Source organism: Paraburkholderia terricola (assembly GCF_003330825.1).
Taxonomy (GTDB): domain Bacteria; phylum Pseudomonadota; class Gammaproteobacteria; order Burkholderiales; family Burkholderiaceae; genus Paraburkholderia; species Paraburkholderia terricola.
Genome location: NZ_CP024942.1, coordinates 2,135,291 through 2,154,468 on the forward strand (window position 1 = coordinate 2,135,291; position 19,178 = coordinate 2,154,468).

The 19,178-nt window shown below is 61.6% G+C and carries 22 protein-coding genes; 6 read left to right on the forward strand and 16 right to left on the reverse strand.

Translation table 11 applies throughout. From position 1 onward, the window contains the following. Window positions 1-84 precede the first annotated feature (84 nt). A complete protein-coding gene (locus CUJ90_RS28150; protein WP_073427455.1) occupies window positions 85-999 on the reverse strand; it encodes a glutaminase in 915 nt (304 codons plus the stop codon). A 146-nt stretch (window positions 1,000-1,145) separates the two neighbouring features. Between CUJ90_RS28150 and CUJ90_RS28155 the strand changes: the two genes are divergently transcribed. Then, window positions 1,146-1,898, forward strand: coding sequence for an AraC family transcriptional regulator (locus CUJ90_RS28155; RefSeq protein WP_073427487.1), 753 nt, complete (start codon window positions 1,146-1,148; stop codon window positions 1,896-1,898). Between the two features lie 88 nt (window positions 1,899-1,986). Here the strand turns inward: CUJ90_RS28155 and CUJ90_RS28160 are convergent, their stop codons facing one another. Then, window positions 1,987-3,573, reverse strand: a complete 1,587-nt coding sequence (locus tag CUJ90_RS28160; RefSeq protein ID WP_073427456.1) for a DHA2 family efflux MFS transporter permease subunit — start codon at window positions 3,571-3,573, stop codon at window positions 1,987-1,989. 277 nt (window positions 3,574-3,850) lie between these two features. Here CUJ90_RS28160 and CUJ90_RS28165 point away from each other — a divergent pair, with 277 nt between their 5' ends. From CUJ90_RS28165 to CUJ90_RS28175, 3 genes are all read left to right on the forward strand, one after another. After that, window positions 3,851-4,510, forward strand: a complete 660-nt coding sequence (locus CUJ90_RS28165; protein WP_073427457.1) for an alpha/beta hydrolase — start codon at window positions 3,851-3,853, stop codon at window positions 4,508-4,510. 188 nt (window positions 4,511-4,698) lie between these two features. Beyond that, the gene (gene mreB, locus CUJ90_RS28170; protein WP_073427458.1) at window positions 4,699-5,751 is read left to right on the forward strand and encodes a rod shape-determining protein; all 1,053 of its coding nucleotides are present in this window, start codon (window positions 4,699-4,701) and stop codon (window positions 5,749-5,751) included. 276 nt (window positions 5,752-6,027) lie between these two features. Further along, a complete protein-coding gene (locus CUJ90_RS28175) occupies window positions 6,028-6,816 on the forward strand; it encodes an alpha/beta fold hydrolase (protein WP_114164322.1) in 789 nt (262 codons plus the stop codon). Window positions 6,817-6,912: 96 nt separating this feature from the next. On the opposite strand, the gene CUJ90_RS28180 is transcribed toward CUJ90_RS28175, so the two are convergent. Further along, entirely contained in the window at window positions 6,913-7,314 is a 402-nt protein-coding gene (locus CUJ90_RS28180) for a hypothetical protein (RefSeq protein WP_073427460.1), read from the reverse strand. Between the two features lie 429 nt (window positions 7,315-7,743). On the opposite strand from CUJ90_RS28180, the gene CUJ90_RS28185 reads away from it, so the two are divergent. After that, window positions 7,744-8,940 carry an IS4 family transposase gene (locus tag CUJ90_RS28185; RefSeq protein WP_114161999.1) on the forward strand — a complete coding sequence of 399 codons (1,197 nt, stop codon included), beginning with the start codon at window positions 7,744-7,746 and terminating at the stop codon, window positions 8,938-8,940. Window positions 8,941-9,514: 574 nt separating this feature from the next. On the opposite strand, the gene CUJ90_RS28190 is transcribed toward CUJ90_RS28185, so the two are convergent. The 7 genes from CUJ90_RS28190 to CUJ90_RS28220 all read right to left on the reverse strand — a co-directional run bounded on the left by CUJ90_RS28190 (window position 9,515) and on the right by CUJ90_RS28220 (window position 14,949). Next, complete coding sequence (locus tag CUJ90_RS28190) at window positions 9,515-10,141, reverse strand: hypothetical protein (protein ID WP_114164323.1); 627 nt, start codon at window positions 10,139-10,141, stop codon at window positions 9,515-9,517. A gap of 378 nt (window positions 10,142-10,519) precedes the next feature. Continuing rightward, the gene (locus CUJ90_RS28195) at window positions 10,520-11,284 is read right to left on the reverse strand and encodes an HNH endonuclease (protein WP_244220050.1); all 765 of its coding nucleotides are present in this window, start codon (window positions 11,282-11,284) and stop codon (window positions 10,520-10,522) included. A gap of 128 nt (window positions 11,285-11,412) precedes the next feature. Further along, window positions 11,413-11,715, reverse strand: coding sequence for a hypothetical protein (locus CUJ90_RS28200; RefSeq protein WP_114164324.1), 303 nt, complete (start codon window positions 11,713-11,715; stop codon window positions 11,413-11,415). 170 nt (window positions 11,716-11,885) lie between these two features. Then, window positions 11,886-12,125 (reverse strand): hypothetical protein, encoded by a 240-nt coding sequence (locus CUJ90_RS28205; RefSeq protein WP_152035384.1) that lies wholly within the window; start codon window positions 12,123-12,125, stop codon window positions 11,886-11,888. A gap of 509 nt (window positions 12,126-12,634) precedes the next feature. Then, complete coding sequence (locus tag CUJ90_RS28210; protein WP_114164326.1) at window positions 12,635-13,072, reverse strand: response regulator; 438 nt, start codon at window positions 13,070-13,072, stop codon at window positions 12,635-12,637. Window positions 13,073-13,248: 176 nt separating this feature from the next. Then, the gene (locus CUJ90_RS28215) at window positions 13,249-13,500 is read right to left on the reverse strand and encodes a hypothetical protein (protein ID WP_152035385.1); all 252 of its coding nucleotides are present in this window, start codon (window positions 13,498-13,500) and stop codon (window positions 13,249-13,251) included. Between the two features lie 924 nt (window positions 13,501-14,424). Then, the gene (locus CUJ90_RS28220) at window positions 14,425-14,949 is read right to left on the reverse strand and encodes a hypothetical protein (protein ID WP_208645263.1); all 525 of its coding nucleotides are present in this window, start codon (window positions 14,947-14,949) and stop codon (window positions 14,425-14,427) included. Here CUJ90_RS28220 and CUJ90_RS28225 point away from each other — a divergent pair. After that, on the forward strand, window positions 14,909-16,165 hold the full coding sequence (locus CUJ90_RS28225) for a S49 family peptidase (protein ID WP_244220051.1): 1,257 nt from the start codon (window positions 14,909-14,911) through the stop codon (window positions 16,163-16,165). The two genes, CUJ90_RS28220 and CUJ90_RS28225, sit on opposite strands and share 41 nt — an antisense overlap. A 587-nt stretch (window positions 16,166-16,752) precedes the next feature. On the opposite strand, the gene CUJ90_RS28230 is transcribed toward CUJ90_RS28225, so the two are convergent. From CUJ90_RS28230 to CUJ90_RS28255, 6 genes are all read right to left on the reverse strand, one after another. Beyond that, window positions 16,753-17,007, reverse strand: a complete 255-nt coding sequence (locus tag CUJ90_RS28230; protein ID WP_114164329.1) for a hypothetical protein — start codon at window positions 17,005-17,007, stop codon at window positions 16,753-16,755. Window positions 17,008-17,042: 35 nt separating this feature from the next. Beyond that, window positions 17,043-17,729, reverse strand: coding sequence for a hypothetical protein (locus CUJ90_RS28235; RefSeq protein ID WP_114164330.1), 687 nt, complete (start codon window positions 17,727-17,729; stop codon window positions 17,043-17,045). A 253-nt stretch (window positions 17,730-17,982) separates the two neighbouring features. Continuing rightward, window positions 17,983-18,195: a hypothetical protein gene (locus CUJ90_RS28240; RefSeq protein ID WP_114164331.1), complete on the reverse strand. Its 213-nt coding sequence runs from the start codon at window positions 18,193-18,195 to the stop codon at window positions 17,983-17,985. A gap of 74 nt (window positions 18,196-18,269) precedes the next feature. Next, a complete protein-coding gene (locus CUJ90_RS28245) occupies window positions 18,270-18,452 on the reverse strand; it encodes a hypothetical protein (RefSeq protein WP_114164332.1) in 183 nt (60 codons plus the stop codon). Next, on the reverse strand, window positions 18,449-18,700 hold the full coding sequence (locus tag CUJ90_RS28250) for a hypothetical protein (protein WP_114164333.1): 252 nt from the start codon (window positions 18,698-18,700) through the stop codon (window positions 18,449-18,451). Before CUJ90_RS28250 ends, CUJ90_RS28245 begins: the two co-directional genes overlap by 4 nt. 11 nt (window positions 18,701-18,711) lie before the next feature. Further along, on the reverse strand, window positions 18,712-19,170 hold the full coding sequence (locus CUJ90_RS28255) for a single-stranded DNA-binding protein (RefSeq protein ID WP_114164334.1): 459 nt from the start codon (window positions 19,168-19,170) through the stop codon (window positions 18,712-18,714). Window positions 19,171-19,178 lie beyond the last annotated feature (8 nt).

Sequence of the window (19,178 nt, forward strand, 5' to 3'; positions counted from 1 at the left end):
GTGGAAAGGCGCTCGCCTTGCGGCATCGCCAAGGGTTCGCGGCTGCGAGCGCCAACGCATCCGCGCCCCGCGCGCGGTTCGCCGTCAAAAAATCGACTGCCCCGTATAAGTCGTCAGCCATTCCAGCGCCAACACCCCCGCCAGCGAATTGCCGTTGCTATCCAACCCCGGCGACCACACGCACACCGCCATCTCGCCGGGCAGCACGGCGACGATCCCGCCGCCCACGCCGCTTTTCGCGGGCAAGCCCACGCGGTAGACGAAATCGCCTGCCGCGTCATACGTGCCGCAGGTCAACATCAGCGCGGACAGGCGCTTGGCGGAACTGGTGTCGAGAATCCGCTCGCCGCTCGCGGGCACCACGCCGTGATTGGTGAGAAACAGCGCCGCCTTTGCCAGTTCGACGCAACTCATCGAGATCGCGCACTGGCGGCAATAGGCATCGACGACCACTTCCGGCGGCATTTCCATGTTGCCGAAGCTCGCCATGAAGTGCGCCATCGCGCGGTTGCGGTGCGCGTGCTGCAACTCCGACTGCGCGACGCGCGAGTCGTAGTCGATGCCGGTTTCGCCCGTCAGCCGCCGCATGAATTCAACCAGCGCCGTCTCGGCTTGCACGAAGCGGCGGCACAGCACGTCGGTGACGACGAGCGCGCCAGCGTTGATGAACGGATTGCGCGGCTTGCCCTGTTCGGCTTCGAGCTGGACCAGCGAATTGAAGGCGTTGCCGGACGGCTCGCGCCCCACGCGCTGCCATAGCGCGTCGCCGAGCAGCCGGAACGCCATCGTGCAGGCGAACAGCTTCGAAATGCTCTGAATCGAAAAGCGCGTGTCGGCCTGGCCGGTGCGAAATACTTCGCCCGACGCGGTGACGATCGCCATGCCGAAACTGTCGGCGGGCACGTTGGCCAGTTCGGGAATGTAGTCGGCGACCTTGCCGGTGCCGAGATAAGGCTGCAGATCGCCGTGGATCTGTTCGAGGATGGATGCGTAGTTCATGGGGCTCGGCTCGTTGAAGCCGCGATTCTACTGGCAAGCCGCGGCGTAGGGTTCGACTCGCGTCGCCTTGGCGGGATCGGGCAGCGGTTCCCCCGGCTATGCTAATCTTGCTGCCTTTCCTGCAACAACACGGCAAAACAGACACCATGATGGAAGCTTTTGATCCGGACGGCGTCGAGCATCCGGTATTCGTGATCGACCAGAATCACGACACGCTGGACGAGCCGTGGCGCGCCTATCGCCGCGCGCGGCTGATCCATGTGAACGCGGGCGTGCTGACCGCGCACACCGAAACCGGGCGATGGGTGGTGCCGCCGGGGCACGCGGTCTGGGTGGCGGCGAATGTGCTGCACCGCCTGTCCGCCGTCGGACCCGTGCGGCTCTATTCGCTGTACGCGGACGCCGAGGCGGCGCCGCTGCCCGCGCAAAGCGATGCGGTCGTACCCGACCGGCTGGTGGAAGCCTTGCTGATCGCCGCCGCCGATCTGCCGCACGATCAACCCTTCGACGAAGCGGCCGCGCGTCTCGTGCAAGTGTTGCTGGACCGCCTGCCGCGTTTGCGCGCCGCGCCGCTGAGATTGAACTGGCCGAGCGATCCGCGCACCCAGCGGATTGCCGATGCGCTGAGCGCCAACCCGGCCGAGCCCGCGATTCTCGAGGACCTGGCCGCGGCGGCGGGCGTGACGGCTCGCACGGCGGCGCGTCTGTTCGTCAAGGAGACGGGGCAGACCTTCGGCCAATGGCGTCAGCAATTGCGGCTGCTGGTTGCGCTGGAGCACCTCGGCGCGGGCGCGAGCGTCACGCGGGTCGCGCTCGACGTCGGCTACAACGACGTGTCGTCGTTTATTGCGGTGTTCCGCGATGCGTTCGGCGACACACCCGCGCGCTATTTCCGCTGACGCTGACGCTGACGCAGCGCGACCACGCCCTTAACGCCGCACGCGAGCGGTGACGCGACGCAAATGAGCCCGAGCGGACACTTCGACATCAATGCGCGCCCGCCGCATCCGGTCCGCCGCCGCCCTTGGCCGGCCGCGTGATCCAGATCAGCGGAATGATCAGAATGAAGATGATCGCCGACACATAGAAAATGTCGTTCAGCCCCATCATCGCGGCTTGCGTATTCACGGTGAAATCGAACAGCGCATGCGCCGATTGCGGGTTCAGATGCAGCAGCGACTGCGTCGAGTCGATCTGCTGGTTGAACAGCGGGTTGTCGATCGTGGCGCGCTCCGTGAGTCGCGCGTGATGCAGCACCGTGCGGTTGTTCCATTCGTTGCCGGCGATCGAGGTGCCCACCGCGCCGCAAAACACACGCACGAAATTCGACAGACCCGCCGCCGCCGGAATCTTGTGCGGCGGCTGGCCGGACAGAATGATCGCGGTCAGCGGCACGAAGAACAGCGCCATCGGAATGCCTTGCAGCAGCGTGGGAATCACGAGGTGCCATGTGTCGATCTCGATCACGTACTTCGAGCGCATGTAAAACACGATCGCGAAACCGACGAACGCGAGCGTCGCGATCACGCGCGCGTCCGAGCGCGGCAGCACGCGGCCCAGCACCGGCGCGAGCAGCACCGCGAAGATGCCGAGCGGCGCGGTGACGAGACCCGCATCCACCGACCGGTAGTTCAGATACTCCTGCATCCATTGCGGCAGCAGCACCAGGTTGCCGAAGAACACGCCGTAAGCCACCGAAATCGCAATCGTGCCGCCGAGGAAATTGCGCTGCTGAAAGAGCCGCAAATCGACGATCGGATGGTCCTCGGTCAGCTCCCACACGAGGAAGAACGAGAAGCTGATCAGCGCGGTGATGCCGAGAATCACGATTACCGGCGACGAGAACCAGTCGAGATCCTTGCCCTTGTCGAGCATGATCTGCAGCGACGCCACCCAGGTAATCAACAGGCCGAGCCCGACCACGTCGATGGGCGGCTTGCGGGTGGGCGACTCGCGGGTGCGATAGATCATCCACGTGACGCCCGCCGCGAACAGTCCGACCGGGATGTTGATGTAGAAGATCCACGACCAGCTATAACTATCCGTGATCCAGCCGCCGAGCGCCGGGCCCGCGATCGGGCCGACGGTCGCCGTCATCGCCCACAGCGAGAGCGCGGTCGACGCTTTCTCCTTCGGATACGAGCCGAGCAGAATCGCTTGCGACAGCGGAATCAGCGGACCGGCCACCGCGCCCTGGAATACCCGCGCGACCAGCAGGATCGGCAGCGTGGGCGCGATGCCGCACAGCCACGAAGCCAGCACGAACATCAGGATCGCGCCGACGAACAGCTTCACCTGGCCGACGCGCTGCGTGAGCCAGCCGGTCAGCGGAATCGACACGGCGTTGGCGGCGGCGAACACGGTGATGACCCAAGTGCCTTCGTCGACCGAGACGCCGAGATTGCCCGAAATGGTCGGGATCGCGACGTTCGCGATCGACGTGTCGAGCACGTTCATGAAGGTGGCGAGCGCCACGGCGATGGTCGCCAGAACCAGTTGCCCGCCCTTGAGCGGCGGCGGTGGCGCGGGTGGCGCAGGGGGTGGGGAGGCGGGCACGGAAGTCGGCTGGCTCAAACGGTTTCTCCGATCGGGACGCTGCGAATGTTCTGCGTGACTGGGCCGTTCACCGCTCACGGCATGCTGCATGCGCGGTCGGCGGGTCCGTCGAATGCTCGCAAAAGCATACCTGTATTCAGGTTTTGGCGTCGTCGGCGCGGGCAGGCCGGAGGGCGGAACCTGGCGCGGCAGCGTATGCTCGCGGGTTGGGCCGCATGAAGCGGGCACGCGCGGCTGCATGCCGCGACACGAAGAACCATCACGAACCACGAATCGACACGAACAGGGAGCGGATATGAGCTGGGAGCAATTCGAACACGGCTGGCGGCGCGCGCCGGCGGCTGCGCCTGCCAAGGCGTTGGTGGTGCTGATGCACGGCGTCGGCAGCAATGCGCGCGATCTGATGCCGCTCGCGGACATCTGGAGCGAGAGCCTGCCCGATGTCGCATTCACGTCGCTCGACGGCACCGACGCGTTCGACGGCGGCTTCGGCGGACGCCAGTGGTTCAGTCTGCGCGACATCAACGAGGGCAATCGCGAGACGCGCGTCGCGGCCGCCTATCCGGCATTGCGCCGCATGCTCGAAGCCGAACTCGCGCACTGGCAGTTGCCTTTCGGACGGCTTGCGCTCGTCGGCTTTTCGCAAGGTTCGATCATGGCGATGCATCACGTGGCGACCAGCGCCGAGGGCGCGGCCGGCGTCGTCGCGTATTCGGGGCGGCTCGCCTCGGTGATCGTCGCGCAGAACGGCACGCCGCTCACGCTGATCCACGGCGAGGAAGACGAAGTGATTCCGGTGCAGGAACTGGAATCCGCCGCCGACGCATTCCACGGCGCCGGCTACACGGTCGACGCCTACGCGTTGCCCGGCATCGGCCACACGATCAACGCGGACGGTGTCGCGCTCGGCCAGGCGGCGCTGGCGCATACGGTGGGCGCTTTGTCGCGGGACTGACACGGCCCTGAATGAAAGAAGGCCTCAAGATATTTATCTGCTTGTCGTTAACTGCTCATTAGCATGAAAATCACCCCCGCCGCGCGGACCGCGCAACGCCCACGAGGCGCCACGCGGCTCGGGTGACCGGGGGCGCATTTTTCCAGACTGCCCGGCAAGGGCGGATAACGACACAACAGAGCCTTCCTATGGCCAGACCGACGCCGCATTACCCGCTTTTCGATCGACTGTTCCGTCATTCCGTGGCGGTGGACCTCGGTACGGCCAACACCCTCATCTATACCGACGACGGGGGCATCGTGCTGAATCAGCCGTCCGTCGTGTGTTTTCAGAAAGAGGCCGCTGCCGGGCAAAAGCGCGTGGCGGCCGTGGGCGTCGAGGCGCGCCAGCTACTCGGCCGCGCGCCGCGCAATCTCGAAGCCGTGCGGCCGATGCGCCACGGCGTGATCGCCAACTTTTCCGCCGCCGAGCACATGATCCGGCAATTCGTCGACATGGCGCGCCCGCGGCCGCTCTTCAGCCGCCGCGCCGCGTTCACGTTGTGCGTGCCGGCGGGCGCGACCCAGGTCGAGCGGCGCGCGATCAAGGAAGCGGCCGTCGCGGCCGGCGCGTGGAAGGTGAGCCTGATCGGCGAGTCGCTCGCGTCGGCGCTCGGCGCGGGCTTGCCGGTGTCGGAGGCGACCGGGTCGATGGTGGTCGACATCGGCGGCGGCACCACCGAGGTCGGCGTGATTGCGCTCGGCGGCATGGCCTATAGCGGATCGATTCGCGTGGGAGGCGACAGCTTCGACATGGCGATCGTCAGTTACGTGCGCAATCTGTACGGCGTGCTGCTCGGCGAGCAGACGGCGGAGCACGTGAAGAAGAGCATCGGTTCGGCCGTGCGCGACGTGCGGCTCGAGCACATGAATGCGACGGGCCGCAGCGTCGACGACGGCCTGCCGCGCACGGTCCAGTTGAGCAACCACGATATCGCCGATGCAATCGAAGGGCCGCTGCGCCAGGTGATCGGCGCGGTGAAGCGCGGGCTGGAAATGACGCCGGCCGAACTGGTGACCGACATCGCGCACAACGGCATCGTGTTGACCGGCGGCGGCGCGCTGCTCGGCAACCTGAGCCGTCGCCTGAGCAATGAAATCGGACTGGAGGTGCGCGTGGCCGATGAACCGCTGACCTGCGCGGTGCGCGGCGCCGGCACGGCGGTGGCCGCGGGTTTGCTCGACGAGCTTGCTTACGAATGATCCGGCGCGGCGCATTTCACGTCACGGGCGCCAGGAGCCATGAACGCGGGAATCCGCGCGCGATATGAGCCGCCACCGGGATTAATGGCCGTGTGACAATACGCGTCGCGTCCATCTTCAGGAATGCGCGCGCGCTTTCTTTCCAGATCATGTCCAGTCGGCGCGGCTGTAATCAGGCGCTGCCGCGCCGTCCGCGAACCATCCGTGAATCCATCTGTTCCCGCTTCGTCCCCGGCGTCATCGTCGTCTTTCGTCGAACTGCGAAGCGGCTTGCGCATGCCTTACGTGGAAGCCGGCGAGGGCGAACCGCTGCTGTTCGTGCACGGCTCGCTGTGCGACTACCGCTACTGGCAGCCGCAACTCGCGGGACTGTCGAAGCATTACCGCTGCATCGCGGTGAGTCTCACGCATTACTGGCCGGTGACCGACACCGGGCCCGATCTGCCGTTCAGCTGGAGCGAGCATGCCGACGAAGTGGCCGAGTTCATCGACCGTTTCGGCGCGGGACCGGCGCACGTCGTCGGACATTCGCGCGGCGGCTGCGTCGCGTTTCATTTCGCGCGGCGGCATGCTCGGCACGTGCGCACGCTGACGCTCGCCGATCCTGGCGGGCCGCTGCAGATCGCGGGACGGCCGCCCGCGCGCTTGCCGGAAACGGTCAACGCATTGCGTGCGAAAGCGGCGCAACTGATCGACGCGGGCGAGGTGGACGCGGGCTTGCAACTGTTTGTCGACTCGGTGAGCCGGCCGGGTTTCTGGGCCATGAGCACGCCGGGCTTTCGCCGCATGGCGACCAACAACGCGCACACGCTGGCACGGCAATTCCGCGATCCGTTGCCTGCCTACGTGCCCGAGGAAGCGGCCGAAGTGCGCTGCCCGGTTCTGCTGATCGACGGCGAAAAGAGTCCCGACATGTTCCGCCGTACCGCGACCGCGCTGCAATCCTGGCTGCCCGATGCCCGTCGCGAAACAGTGCGCGGGGCGTCGCACGGCATGAACCTCGCGCATCCGTCGGCGTTCAATCGCTACGTCGACGAGTTCATTCGCGCGATGAGCGGCAGGTGACAGAGAGGTATGTCGCCGGGGGAGCCCGGGGTTCGCGCTGGCGCGGCGGAAACCTTCCCATGAGTCTCAGCACATTCGGCGCTTTCCTGACGAACCTCAAGCCTTGCGATGCGCGTCCTTGTCGAGCGCCACTTCCGCTGCTTCGCCGACGAGCCCGTGGTAATACAGGTGCACGCCGATCGCGAGCGAGTCGTTGCGAATTTCGTGGAAGGCTTTCCATGCCTTCACCGGATCCTTGAACAGCAGATAGTGCGCTTCCTGCGAGATGAGATCCGCCACTTCATGCAGACCGTGGCCGTGCAACACGTTCACGAGCGCATCGAGACTGCGGTGGGTGCGCGCGTCCGTGCGCGGATAAAGCATGTGCAACACCGCCACGTCTTGCGTCTTCAGCGCCGCCGACAACGCGACGACGATGTCCTGATGATTCAGCGCGGTGACGATGCTGTCGTCGCTATGGACGTGATCGGGAAACAGCGTTTCGAGAGAGGCGTTCATGTGGTTTTCCTGTTCTTCTGGCTGATTAAAAAAGCCCGCCGCAGGACGGCGGGCCAAAGACAGCGATGTGTTTGCAGGGGAAGCAAAACACGGATTCAGTATCGCAGAAGCGGGGCTGTTGACGCAGGCTGGCTGGAGCAAAACATTGTTGCAGTTCGTGGGCTGGCTTTCATTTGGCTGGCGGGTTGGGGTGGTTTTTTTGCCTGCGCGGCGCTTTTAGTCGTGGCGTTGCTGGGTTGGCCTTTCCTTGGTTTGTTAGTGGTCTATTGGCGTTGCCCCTGTGCGGGGCAATGCTCTCAACTTAAGCCTCAAAGAGCTTGTAAACGAGGCATTGCCCCTGTAAACTTCATCGCATAACTCACTGATAAATCAACGATATGAACTCAAATACCAGCGTCCTCGCGGCTTCTGGCTGAGTTCTCCGATTTCCTGCTCGATCCGGCGCTCGCCGATCGCGTGCGTCGTTCTCCCACTGCCTTTACCCGCAATCGCACACTGACCTTGCCGCGCATGGCCGCGCTGATGATGTCCGGCATGTGCGCCAGTGTGCAGGCCGAACTTGACGCGCTATTCGGCGCACTGGGAAGCAGCGGCGGGCGCACCCGCGCTGTCAGCGCACAGGCCTTCAGCAAGGCGCGACGGGGAGTGTCTGCCGAACTGTTCGAGCTGGCCCGCGCCCGCCTGATCTCGCTGGCCCAACCCCATATCGATTCGATGCGCTGGCACGGCCTGAGGCTGGTCGCCGCTGACGGTAGCCGCCTGCGTGTGGGCACGCGTCGCGGCCATGAACTGCGCGCCGATCACTACGCGTTTGCGCTGTTCCTGCCGGGTTCCGAACTGACCCTGCACGCTGCACTTCATCCCGCCGACGGCGGCGAGCGGCAGATGCTGTTCGAAGCCCTCGATGTACTGCAACCGCATACCGACCTGCTGCTGCTCGATCGCGGCTATATCGGCAACGCGATGGTGGCGGCGCTCGCACAGCGCGAAATCCCGTTCTGCATGCGCGTCGATGCGCGTAACTGGAAATGCGTCAGCGCCTTTACCCGCAGCGGTAAAGCCGAGCATGTGGTGACACTGGAAGCGCCCAGCGAACCGGATGCCCGCGCCTATGAACTGGCGCGTACGCCCACGACTGTGCGCCTGATCCGCGACGTCACGCCGGGCGGTCGCGTGCGTGTGCTGATGACCTCGCTGCTCGATGGCGGGCGTTATCCGGCGGCATCGTTCGGCGCGCTCTATCACCAGCGCTGGCGGGTCGAGGAAGCATTCAAACGACTCAAGCACCGGCTGCGGCTGGAAGCCGTCACAGGCCTCGATTACCTGGCGTTACAGCAGGACTTCGGCGCAAAAATCCTCGCCGACAACCTGTGCACACTGCTCAGCGATCTCGATGCGCCGCACGACGACAGACATGCCAGCCGTCCTAACCGGGTGTATGCACTGGGCGCACTCAAGCCCATCCTCGGCGCGTGTCTTCTGCGCATCCAGCGCTGTCTGGACGGCCTCGCCGGTGTGCTGGAAATGATCCACCAGACCCGATGCCGGATACAGCCCTCACGCTCCTATCCAAGACCACCCAGAAAAGCCAAGCCCCACTTCCATCTCGCGTACAAACTCGCTTGATGCAGCGGGGCTTAAGTTGAGAGCATTGCTGTGCGGGGCGGCACCTACTTTCTTTGCCGCCGCAAAGAGTAATTCATGCCTGAAAGCCTTGACAGACAAGGTTTTCGAGAAAAATTCCAGCCACTACCCCCAGTTCTACCCCCGCCTGTATTTGCAGAAAAATTCCAGTACCGGATTATTTGAGAATCCGCCTGTGCCGCTGGCCGCAGGGCCGGATTTACATCGAACTGGCGACGCGGGCGGGACAGTGGCCGATTTGCCGCCCCGGTTCAGCAAGGCGGCATCGCTCCGGGCGAGCGCAGGGTTCAGCGCTCGTGATCCGCTCCGGATTCGCTGATCCGGTCATGCGGCGCAGGATGTCCGAACGGGCTCATCAAACGGCTCGACGTGACCCTCTATGCGGCGGGCGTGTCCGGACTGTCACTCAGTCGCAAACGGGCAGCCGAACTGGAGAAGCTTGAAGTTGCCGTTACCCGATACCGGTCACGAAGGTCTCATGCCGACCCGTTTCGGTCGGTCAGCCTTTGCCAAAGCAGCCACTCGGATCAAGTTGTCGAACACTTCTCTTCTCATTTCATTTAGTAAACATGCTCGCGATAAATTTGGATGCAGCATCGTCGATGTCGCGAAATGGTATGTTTAAGTTCTTACTAAAAGAACACTTGATCAAATAGTATGGCTTGATACCATGCGTTATTTCATAGCGAATGGACCATGCCCCGGGATCCCTGACTACCACGTTATTGTTTTGCGCATCTTCGTAGGCGAATCCTTTCGTGGGCGCCGATTTTCCAAGAGGTTCACTGTATATCGTATAACCATCTTGGCTACCGATTTTTTTTGCGCCGTAGATTCCCTCAACTACGCTATCGGCCATCGTCCCATTTTTGGGGTAAGCCTCCACGACAATTGCAAGCGAATCATCGTCGAGTTTATATTCTTTGGGACCGATTGTCGGTTGCATTGACGGATAGTCAACGACAAGCCGAAAAAAATTCTCGTTGAACTGGGGGGCATAGACTTTGGGAACTGTGAACGTAACCACTCGCTGAAGACGCTCGTCACCTATTTTTATATTGATGTACTGATCGGCCGAAAATCCAGCCTGCGAGGCAACAGCAAGGCAACCGTATAGTGCAAGCGCAATCAAGGCGTAAGCATACCTGGCCACACGTGTGTGCTTGTCATATTCGAATTCCATGAGTGCTCCCCTAAAAGTCCAACCTTAACCACGCACATAGTCACGCTAATATTCTGGTCTTAACTACTTGCTTGGATGTTCGAGACCGCACAATCGGCTGTCCATGAAGGTTCGGATTGTCGGCAATCTATGCGACGTTGCCGAACACCGAAACTGGCCGAGATGGAATGGGCTACCTGAATCTCACACGGCCGTGATCGGCAGCACGCGACCCTCAACCGACATTCGACCCAACGACACCTCGACGGCAGATACTGTGTCTAGAACCGACACTCACGCGACCACGTTTGCGTTTTCGTTGATCGGCTCTACGCGAAACCGAGAAACCGCAAGAAATCACAGAATTCGGCAAAGCCCCAGGACAATTTCATACGACCATCATTCAGAGGAGAGGAGGCGCCCCGCTGCGCCAAAGTGCAGTTCTCGGTGGCAATTCGGGCATAGCGCAATAGCGTTCTCAACCGTATCCTCGCCGCCGTCTTTCAACAGTTGGATATGGTGAACTTCAAGATAAGGAGATCCATCTTGTCTACGAGAAAACGGAGCCGGTTGCTTGCACCGCCCGCACTGCCCGCGTGCCCGATGCAAAGCTTCAGCAACAACATCAGGGTTGCGGACATAAGCCTCAGTCACCACCTTAATCTTTTCGGGTAGTTTCTTTGAGTGTTGCAGACGACCTTGGCGAATATCGGGTGAATCTGTCAGTGCGCTATCTACCGATTGCCAAAACGCTGCCTCGAGCGCGTTCAAATCACGTGGCTCGGAAAGCCGTGCGACCCATTCGTTGACCAGCTTGCGCTTCGAGGGTTGTGGGTGGCCGGTTGGCAGCCGCTCGTAGTAGTCGAGGTGCTTAACGTTCGATGCCACGGCGCCAGCTAGATGAGTAGGCCTTTCCTCTTCAATCCGTTGAAGAAAGTAGCGAGTGCCGTCAATGCTCAAAGTGCGCTGGAACACTTTGCCAGCCATCATAGAGCGAAAAATCTCGATTAAGTCGCCCGCTGACACCTCGTTGACACCATGGTTTTCATAGAGCGTTTGCACCCCTCGCACTTTCGAGAGTTTCTGATCAAAAACGTCGCTGGCCACATTGAATGCAGCCGCGATTTGGTCGTGTGTGATTTTCTGAGCCATCTGAATATTCAAGGACTCGGCTGGGTCGTTGTGGCATTGATCGGCCAATCCTATCACCCTGCGGATGGTTCGTAGCCACCGAACGACCGGTATCGGATGGTGAATTGACGTGGACATCTCCTGCGGCGCAATCACACGGATCAACGGCGTCGCTCAGGCTGGAGAAGCGCCGCGTAGTCAAAATTCACAAAAGGGTCATCGAGATTCCTTAGCCCCTGCCAGTCGAACTCATATCGATCATCGGCCGGCCAATCGTCCGGAAATCTTATTCGTAACGAGCCACCAATTGAGGGATCCATGCCATCGTTTCCCTCATAGTAGTAGTCAGCACCCATAACGCCGATGCTCTTAGAACCCGGCCCATAATCCTCGTCCATGAATTGTGCGGACAATAGGACGTTCAGCCCGCAATAAGCGTCGAGCAGCGCGTCAAAGGTTGCCAAGTGAAAGTTTTCATGTCGATTATGCTTAGCTTTGTTGTATGCGCGATACCAATCAAGGCGCCCGTCTTCCTCCGCCCACGCAAGAAACGGTCGGCGTGTTCCACGATCTCCCGTCCATCCTGGAATCCGAATCTGGAATGACGATAGTCTGTGTGACGTATTAATAAGCTTTAATCGTTGATATTGAACCGTGTGTCATTATCGCCGAATCCATTGTCCAAGAAGATCGCGGTGAAGTTCGCCTCTACCTCAATACATGCTCTGATCAGCAACTGCTGGATACGGTGAGAGTAGGTATTGAGGTTCACGTCGCTCGGCTCGACATACGAAAAAAGGTCGAGGATATCCTCCTGAAGCAGCAGGAATGCGCGAACGTAGTGGCGTGGGTCTGTCGCATATTTCGGGTGCAAGAGATACATCCATCTGCCGCCCTCTGAATAGTGACCGTCAACGAATTGACGACACATCCGCCTAAAAGGCCTATTTGCACTCATACGGAATCCTAGTCCTGACCAGCGTCAGAAGATCATGCTGTACCGTTCGCTGCGCGGTGGTCCCAGCAAACACAGAGGCAGCAAGCTAAACGGGCTCTCTTTCATCCTTCTAATTACATTTTGCGGCGAAGTTGGGCCGACGAATGGGCATTCATCCTTTACGAATGGATGCCGCTCGCGGAGTGTAGCCGACCCTTGAACGTCCGAGCGATGCCGCGTGTGAACGGCGGCTCATGGCCGATCCCCGCCTCATGCAACTGGCATACGTCGCCCGCCTCGAAGGCCTCGAGCGGCCGGCGACACGCGACCCATCTCGGCCTTCGGGCCAAGCGTGGCGAATGACCGGTCCCAAGGTGTAGACACGTTCGAGTGACGCCAGAAATCGTTTGAAATAGTCGGTTCGCGCGGCCTCAAGCGCGGCGGTGCTAGGCCCAGTACTTGAGAGCTTCCGCAGGCCACCTGCATAGCGGCGCGGCCCCGCAATGCGACCGAATCGAGTTATTCCCCAAGCGCTTGGTCACGAGAGAATCGACGGTCGCAGCGAGCGTTTCGATATCTATGGGCTTGCGGAGGAAAATATTCCATAGTCCGGTTCTATCCAACGGCGGCGACCGTGCCGACGTCATGACGATCGGAATCAAGGCCAGTGCCGGATAACACTTCAGCCGCTCACATAAGACGTCCCCGTCCATGCGCGGCATGTTCCAGTCGGTGACAATTACATCAGGAAGGCAATGACCTGCCATTTCCAGAGCCGATTGCCCATCGCCCGCGAGCACAACATGATGGCCCCGTCCCTCCAAGGCAACCTGGAGAAGCCACAGCGAATCGGGATCATCGTCAACAATCAGGATGATAGACATAGCGAGAGCACAGTGAGGCTCCCTTTTTTTAGCAACCGCTATGCCGCCCCGAACGTCGCTTCAGTTCTTTGAAATCCCGGGAGTCAGAACAGAATCTCCCCCTGAACCTCGAATGGCGTCCATCCGGTCGCTCTTTGTGGGGTTTGTTGAGGCAGTGCGGCTGCGACTAAATAGGCCTAGCTCGGCTGCAACTCGTCTTCGCAGGCTGCATAAATCTTGCGGACACTTGGTGAGCGGTAGTCTAACCGCCACCCATCGGTGAACAGCTGCGCGAGAAAATACGAATCTGCAAACATGGGGAACTCGGCAAAACCCAGTGCTACTTTTTCCGATAGGGCGCCGAGGTGAACGCAGTCCGTCCAGTCGGCTCGGGCTCCGTTGCCGTTTAGCCAGATGCTCAGCAACTCCACAACATGATCGGTTCGCATCCAACCGCTTGTGCGCGCTCGCGCGACCAGCTGCCCCACCATCGGTAGCAGAGCAGTTCAGCGCGGGCTTGGTCGTCAAGGTTGCTCAAATAGGTCATCCGTGTTCGGTGTCGCGCCGGTTGAGTCCGTGCCTCGTAGTCTATGTCACCAGGTCGGTCGCAATGCGCCAAGGATCTTTGCCCGGGTATCGAGTTGCAAGCCCCGACCTTGTCAACAGCGTCAGCTTGCTCGGAACCCACCACATTACCTTCGGCAATGATGTGGTTACCTTGTCAAGGTGCGACCGTCAGGTAGCTCGGCGGAAGCTGACGTTCACTCGGCCGAGCCACGAAACGGGCAAACGGCAGTAAATGGCCGCTGGTTGCCTGTCGTGATCGGCTGATGGCGGCGCAAAGTCGATCAAAACACTCAGGAACGAGCAGGCCGCGCGAACGGCTTCACGTGAGCCCTCCATCGCTGTCGTCGGCAGTATTGGAGCGCGGAAAGACGCCCCGCGTGAATTCGCTTGAGCAGTTCAGTGCGACGACGGATCGCGCGGCTCTCCTTCAGGTTCGAATTAGCCCGCGCCGCGCCGTTCGTCAATTGCAGTTGACACGGTACGACGGAGCCAGCGCCGCGATGCGCATACTATAGTTTCGAGGATCGCCCTGTCTAGCTGCCGCCATCAAATCTTGTGCGGCCTGACGCTGTCGCTCAGCGCAATCTGACAAGCGACGGTTTGCAGGCGATCGGTCTTGCGTCGAATAGGTCGTCCGCGACCCGGCTTGCTCGGTCTGAACTGGCTGCGCGCTGCCTATCCATTGAGCCCGAGTGGCGTCGCACATTGCCAGCATCAGCGCCAGTACCAGCAGATTCCTGTTCATGTTACTTCCCGGGGATCGTTTTATATTGCTCCGCCGGAGCGGGCGCCGCCACAAGTCAGGCTCAAGGGATCGTGCAATTGACACGCTGACCCGGCGGCAGCGTCGAGCAGGACTGCACGACGTTGCCCGGGGAAACCCACGCGGTGTTAGTCGCTTGCGACGCTATCGCGGGTGCTGGTACCACGCTTGGCGTAGCGATCTTCGCCGCGCCCATCATGACGGTAATCAACGCGGGGTAGTCATAAGCGGCGCCGCTGCCCATATCGATGGCCGCGCCAACAACTCCACCGAAGAGAATGTTCCCGAACGCCATGCCCCTGGTTGACGATTTAACTGTCGTGACGCCAGGTTCGCTCGCGGCCCTCTCGCACTTGATGTTCAGGTCATCGTACGAACGGTGCATTGCGACCGTGCCCGGCGTTGTCACAAACCATGTGCCCTTGTTGTTCGTCAGTTGGCAGTTGGCACCGCTCACAAGCTCTGTGCCTCTGCGCGTTTCGACCGAAATCACCTGAGTCGAGCCATCGATTATGGAAGCGCATCCGGTGAGGGCCAGCAGCCCCAGCACAGCAAATGTTGATTTCATTCTGGTCCCCGTTTCATTTTTGTTTAATGCCCGACAAAGCGGGCGTTTGATTACTGGTCGCCTATCCAGTTGCGCGCTGCAATCTACGCCAGCAGTCGCGCGCCCGGTTCAGGGCGCGGCAAATACTTCCCCCATGCCGTGGATCGACAATACGCATTTCTCGAAGATTTTTCTGTGCGCTGCTACGCATTGGACGCCCGTCGCGGGTAGCATGACCCTTGACGCGGACGTGCACGTTCCAGCGCCACAACGCCGCGACGGAGGCTCCATGCAGTACGCTCTCGACACCGTTCCCTCAGCGCCGTGGGCCGTGCTCCCGGACAGATTGCCATTTATTCGCGATCTGCTCATGCACAGCAGCGGCGACCAGGCGACGATGCGCGCACGCGAACCGCAGACGAGCGCTAATACTGGACGCTCCACGCGGACAGGTCACGGCGCGATTGCAGTGCTACGGCTTTACGGCATGCTGGTGCCGCGCGCGAGCGACTTCGCCGAGCAATTCGGGCTGGTCGGCGTTGAGCGCTTCACGCAGGATTTTCGCGCCGCGCTCGCTGACGACAGCATCGCTGGCATCATGCACGTGGACAGCCCGGGTGGCTCCGTCTACGGCATCATGGAGTTGGCCGACGAGATTTACCGCGCCCGCGCGCAGAAGCCCACCGTTGCGATTGCGAACAGTCTTGCGGCGAGCGCTGCCTACTGGATCGGCACGAGCGCGGGCGAGTTCTATGTGACGCCGGGAGGCGAAGCCGGTTCAATCGGCGTGTTCGCCGCGCATCAGGACCTGTCGCAAGCGCTCGACAAGGCGGGTATCCGAACCACGTTGATAGCGGCGGGAAAGCACAAGACCGAAGGCAACCCGTTCGAGCCGCTCGGTGCCGAAGCACGGCGTCATGTGCAGGCGCGCGTGGACGCGTATTACAGCGCGTTCGTGAAGAACGTCGCGCGCAATCGCGGCGTGGATGTCGCGACCGTGCGCAATGGGATGGGTCAGGGGCGCATGTTATCCGCGCAAGCGGCGAAGGTCGAGGGCATGGTCGATGATGTCCTCCCGTTCGACGCCGTGGTGCGAAAGCTGGCCCAGCGCGCAGGTGAGGGTAAGGCAGCGAATCGACTGCGTGCGATTGACGGATTGGCCCGCCCGCGAGCAAACGCCAGGGTTGCGGCACATGCAGCCGCACGACTTCGCCTGATCGAACTGTTGAGCGCATGACGTACCACCGGCGGCGCTGCCTGACGGAAGGTCGTGAATCGCGTAGGCTTCTGGATCACGAAACCGAACAGAACGGGTTTCGTGCACAAGCAGGATTCCAAACCGCTCGCGAATGGCGATTCTAGCTGTCACCGGCGAGGCTAGAAACCGCTCGCGGGAAAAATCCGATAAGTCATGAGGGTGCGCCCCACCAGCGGCTAAAACGCGTGCGCGCTGCGGCGTGATGTTCGCCCGCTTGCAGGCGGCGATACCGTTGCGACCGGCGATCACGCATAGGGTCGGCGGGCGTTCCAAAGGAGGTATGCAAACTGCGACCCCTTTGAAAACCAGATTCGCGCGTCGCGGTCCCGACGGCGCGGTTTCCTGCTGTCCATCTGATCCCCCTTGTTTAAATCGCGCGCATAAGAAAAGAGCCTGGGCAACGATCACGCGGCCGGGGCCGCTAGCGATTTGCACCCCCTACCGGGTGTGACACGTCAGGAAACGCGCCCAGACGCACCAGATCGGGCGCAGCGACGCTGGGAGCGATGCACCGCTAGCTGCGTGCCCCACGGGCTTCGGCGGCGCTATGGGTCGCACGCACGGCATCATGCGGCGCGGACCCAACCCGTGACGTGATACAGACGCAGGCTGGTCCCGGCATCGACCCAGCAGTCTTCACCATCATCACCAGCGGTCCATCGCGCCTGCCGGTAGGTCGTTACCGGGCTGACCGAATGCACGCCAGCCGGGTCCACCCTGACGATCAGATTCTCGATATAGGGGCGACCGGCGAGCAGGGGCCGCAGCACGTCGGCGGCGAGTTCGGGCGTTTGCCAGTCAATCGGGTTCGGGACGTTCATTTTCCTGATTCCTGTATGTGATCGTCGGCGGGACGTCAGGCCGACTTCGCCGCACGCGCATGCTTGCTGTCCTGATGCCTGAGGAAATTCGGGTCGTCTTTCAGGTGCGGCATTGCGCTCGCCTTGCACCCGGCAACAAGCGCCTCGCACCGCTTGCGCTGCTCGGCGAGCGGCGTGTGTGTGTCGAGCATCATGGCGTGCATCTCATCGAGCGCTGCCTCGCACGTCATCCGGATCGAGCGTACGAGCTCAAGGTTTGAAATATCGATGGTGCGGGACACCCGGCCTGCAAATGTCCACTCGGTTATCTGCCGGGTCTCCCCACGAACGATGCCGCGCAGAAAATCGGTCATCTCCTCGACGCTGTCGATGGCATCGCGGATAAAGCGCGGCGCAATCTTCTCAAGCCGTGCCTCTTCCTGACAAGTGCCAGCCTGGCATTGAGCACCGTGCGATTGCTGCGCGACATGATTGAAGACCTGTTTCGCGGCGCGAAGCTTCGCCTCAGCGAGTTCAAGGTTCTCCCACGCTTCACGGAAGGCGCGGTCAAGGCCCGGTGACACGCGCTCGAATTCGGCACGCTTGCCCATGATCTCGGCGACAAGCCGCTTGCGCTCCTGAAGATTCTGCGCTTCGAGCTTCGTTTCGAGATCGGCGCGCATGCCTGTCGCCTCGACGAGTCGCAAGAGGTCGGCAGATTGCTGATGTATAGACGTTGCCATGGTGGTGCCTCCAGTTCGGTTACCACTACCGGATCAGGATTGAGCCGGTGATGCTCAGGAAATTTTGCGGGACGCGACCCGACAGGTAGCCATCTATGAGATTGGTCTGGAACCGGGCCATGAGCGTCTCCACGGCGTGCCGGTGCGTGTGGTCTTCGGTTTCGGGAGCGGCGCGGGGGGTACTGGTTCGGCCTTCTCCGCGCGGCTGTCAGGCGGCGATACGGAGTGCTTTGCATCGGGTTGCAGGCGACTTTTAGAGATCGGCATTCTGGTCCTCGGGTTCACACATGAGCGGGACGGTCCGGATCGGACCGGCTTCGATCGCGACCTTGCGGCTGAGCGTCGCGACGGGCACGCCATGCTTCGTCAGGATCATGATGAAGTGACCATTTGGGATCTCCTTCACGATGAGCGGAACGCGCCGCGACAAATCGGCGATCAGGGCCTTGTACTGGCTGATGTTCATGCGTCGGATTATGCACCGCGTTGTCAAAAATGTTTTCTCGCAACAAGCGTTGCCACTGCAAATGACGGGTCGCGTCAGACACGGCCGGTTGCCGCTCGTCTCTTCGCGGGCTTGCGCTTTGCATCACGCTTCGCATCACGCCTGGCCTTGCGCCGCTGTTCATCAGCAACACGCGCCGCCCCGGCTGTGGCCGCTATCGCAGCGGCGTCGATCATTGCGACGACGCCCGCGAACTCCGAAACCGGAAGCGCCTTCATTTCCGCCGCCATGCTGTCACGTGATCGAGCGCATGGCCCGAGCAGCTGTCGATCCAGAACGTCGCGCCATCGAACCTGAGAAAGCTGGCGGACCTTGTGCGCGCACGCTGGCCGTTGCCGCCGTCAATCTGCACCAGCAGACCATCGATGAGACGGGCGTCGTCGTCTTCGCCGCGAGCATCCCCGTTCACGGGTGAGATCAATACCGCGAGCGCGTCAGCAGGTTGCGACCAGATCGGGTGTTCCATTGCGGTCTCCTTCAGAAAGGTTCGTCAAGACGGTCTTCAACCATAGGCGCTGCATCGCCGCCATAAAGCTTTTCCGCGTCGCGCAGACCCTGATGTTTGCGCGTAGCGGTGGCGCGCTCTGGCGGTTCCGGCTTCGGGCCGGATGCCTGCGCGACGGCCTCACGCTTGCGCCGCACGTGGTAACTCGTCAGCACGGCGACGGCGACCATGCTGATGCTGATCCGGGTCGTGCCGTCGCGCGCTTCATACGTGCCGATTTTCATCGCGCCCGACACCGACACGCTGTCGCCGTCACCGAGCGCGAGCAGCGCGGTCTTCGCGCGATCATCGAACGCGACGACGTTGATGAACTGGCCTTCACCGTCGGAATCGGTGGCGCGCACCTTGGCAGTCCCGAACACCTTGCCGCTCTGGCCGGTGCGCTCCACTGCTGCGCCGAAAAGTTTTCCTGCGATCAACGCGTCGATCATGATGGTCT

Excerpts from the sequence above, each read along its gene's own strand:
- CUJ90_RS28150 (WP_073427455.1), bottom strand. The coding sequence starts at position 999 with ATGAACTACGCATCCATCCTCGAACAGATCCACGGCGATCTGCAGCCT.
- CUJ90_RS28155 (WP_073427487.1), top strand. The coding sequence starts at position 1,146 with ATGATGGAAGCTTTTGATCCGGACGGCGTCGAGCATCCGGTATTCGTG.
- CUJ90_RS28165 (WP_073427457.1), top strand. The coding sequence starts at position 3,851 with ATGAGCTGGGAGCAATTCGAACACGGCTGGCGGCGCGCGCCGGCGGCT.
- mreB (WP_073427458.1), top strand. The coding sequence starts at position 4,699 with ATGGCCAGACCGACGCCGCATTACCCGCTTTTCGATCGACTGTTCCGT.
- CUJ90_RS28175 (WP_114164322.1), top strand. The coding sequence starts at position 6,028 with ATGCCTTACGTGGAAGCCGGCGAGGGCGAACCGCTGCTGTTCGTGCAC.
- CUJ90_RS28180 (WP_073427460.1), bottom strand. The coding sequence starts at position 7,314 with ATGAACGCCTCTCTCGAAACGCTGTTTCCCGATCACGTCCATAGCGAC.
- CUJ90_RS28190 (WP_114164323.1), bottom strand. The coding sequence starts at position 10,141 with ATGGAATTCGAATATGACAAGCACACACGTGTGGCCAGGTATGCTTAC.
- CUJ90_RS28210 (WP_114164326.1), bottom strand. The coding sequence starts at position 13,072 with ATGTCTATCATCCTGATTGTTGACGATGATCCCGATTCGCTGTGGCTT.
- CUJ90_RS28215 (WP_152035385.1), bottom strand. The coding sequence starts at position 13,500 with ATGCGAACCGATCATGTTGTGGAGTTGCTGAGCATCTGGCTAAACGGC.
- CUJ90_RS28220 (WP_208645263.1), bottom strand. The coding sequence starts at position 14,949 with ATGAAATCAACATTTGCTGTGCTGGGGCTGCTGGCCCTCACCGGATGC.
- CUJ90_RS28230 (WP_114164329.1), bottom strand. The coding sequence starts at position 17,007 with ATGAACGTCCCGAACCCGATTGACTGGCAAACGCCCGAACTCGCCGCC.
- CUJ90_RS28235 (WP_114164330.1), bottom strand. The coding sequence starts at position 17,729 with ATGGCAACGTCTATACATCAGCAATCTGCCGACCTCTTGCGACTCGTC.
- CUJ90_RS28240 (WP_114164331.1), bottom strand. The coding sequence starts at position 18,195 with ATGAACATCAGCCAGTACAAGGCCCTGATCGCCGATTTGTCGCGGCGC.
- CUJ90_RS28245 (WP_114164332.1), bottom strand. The coding sequence starts at position 18,452 with ATGAAGGCGCTTCCGGTTTCGGAGTTCGCGGGCGTCGTCGCAATGATC.
- CUJ90_RS28250 (WP_114164333.1), bottom strand. The coding sequence starts at position 18,700 with ATGGAACACCCGATCTGGTCGCAACCTGCTGACGCGCTCGCGGTATTG.
- CUJ90_RS28255 (WP_114164334.1), bottom strand. The coding sequence starts at position 19,170 with ATGATCGACGCGTTGATCGCAGGAAAACTTTTCGGCGCAGCAGTGGAG.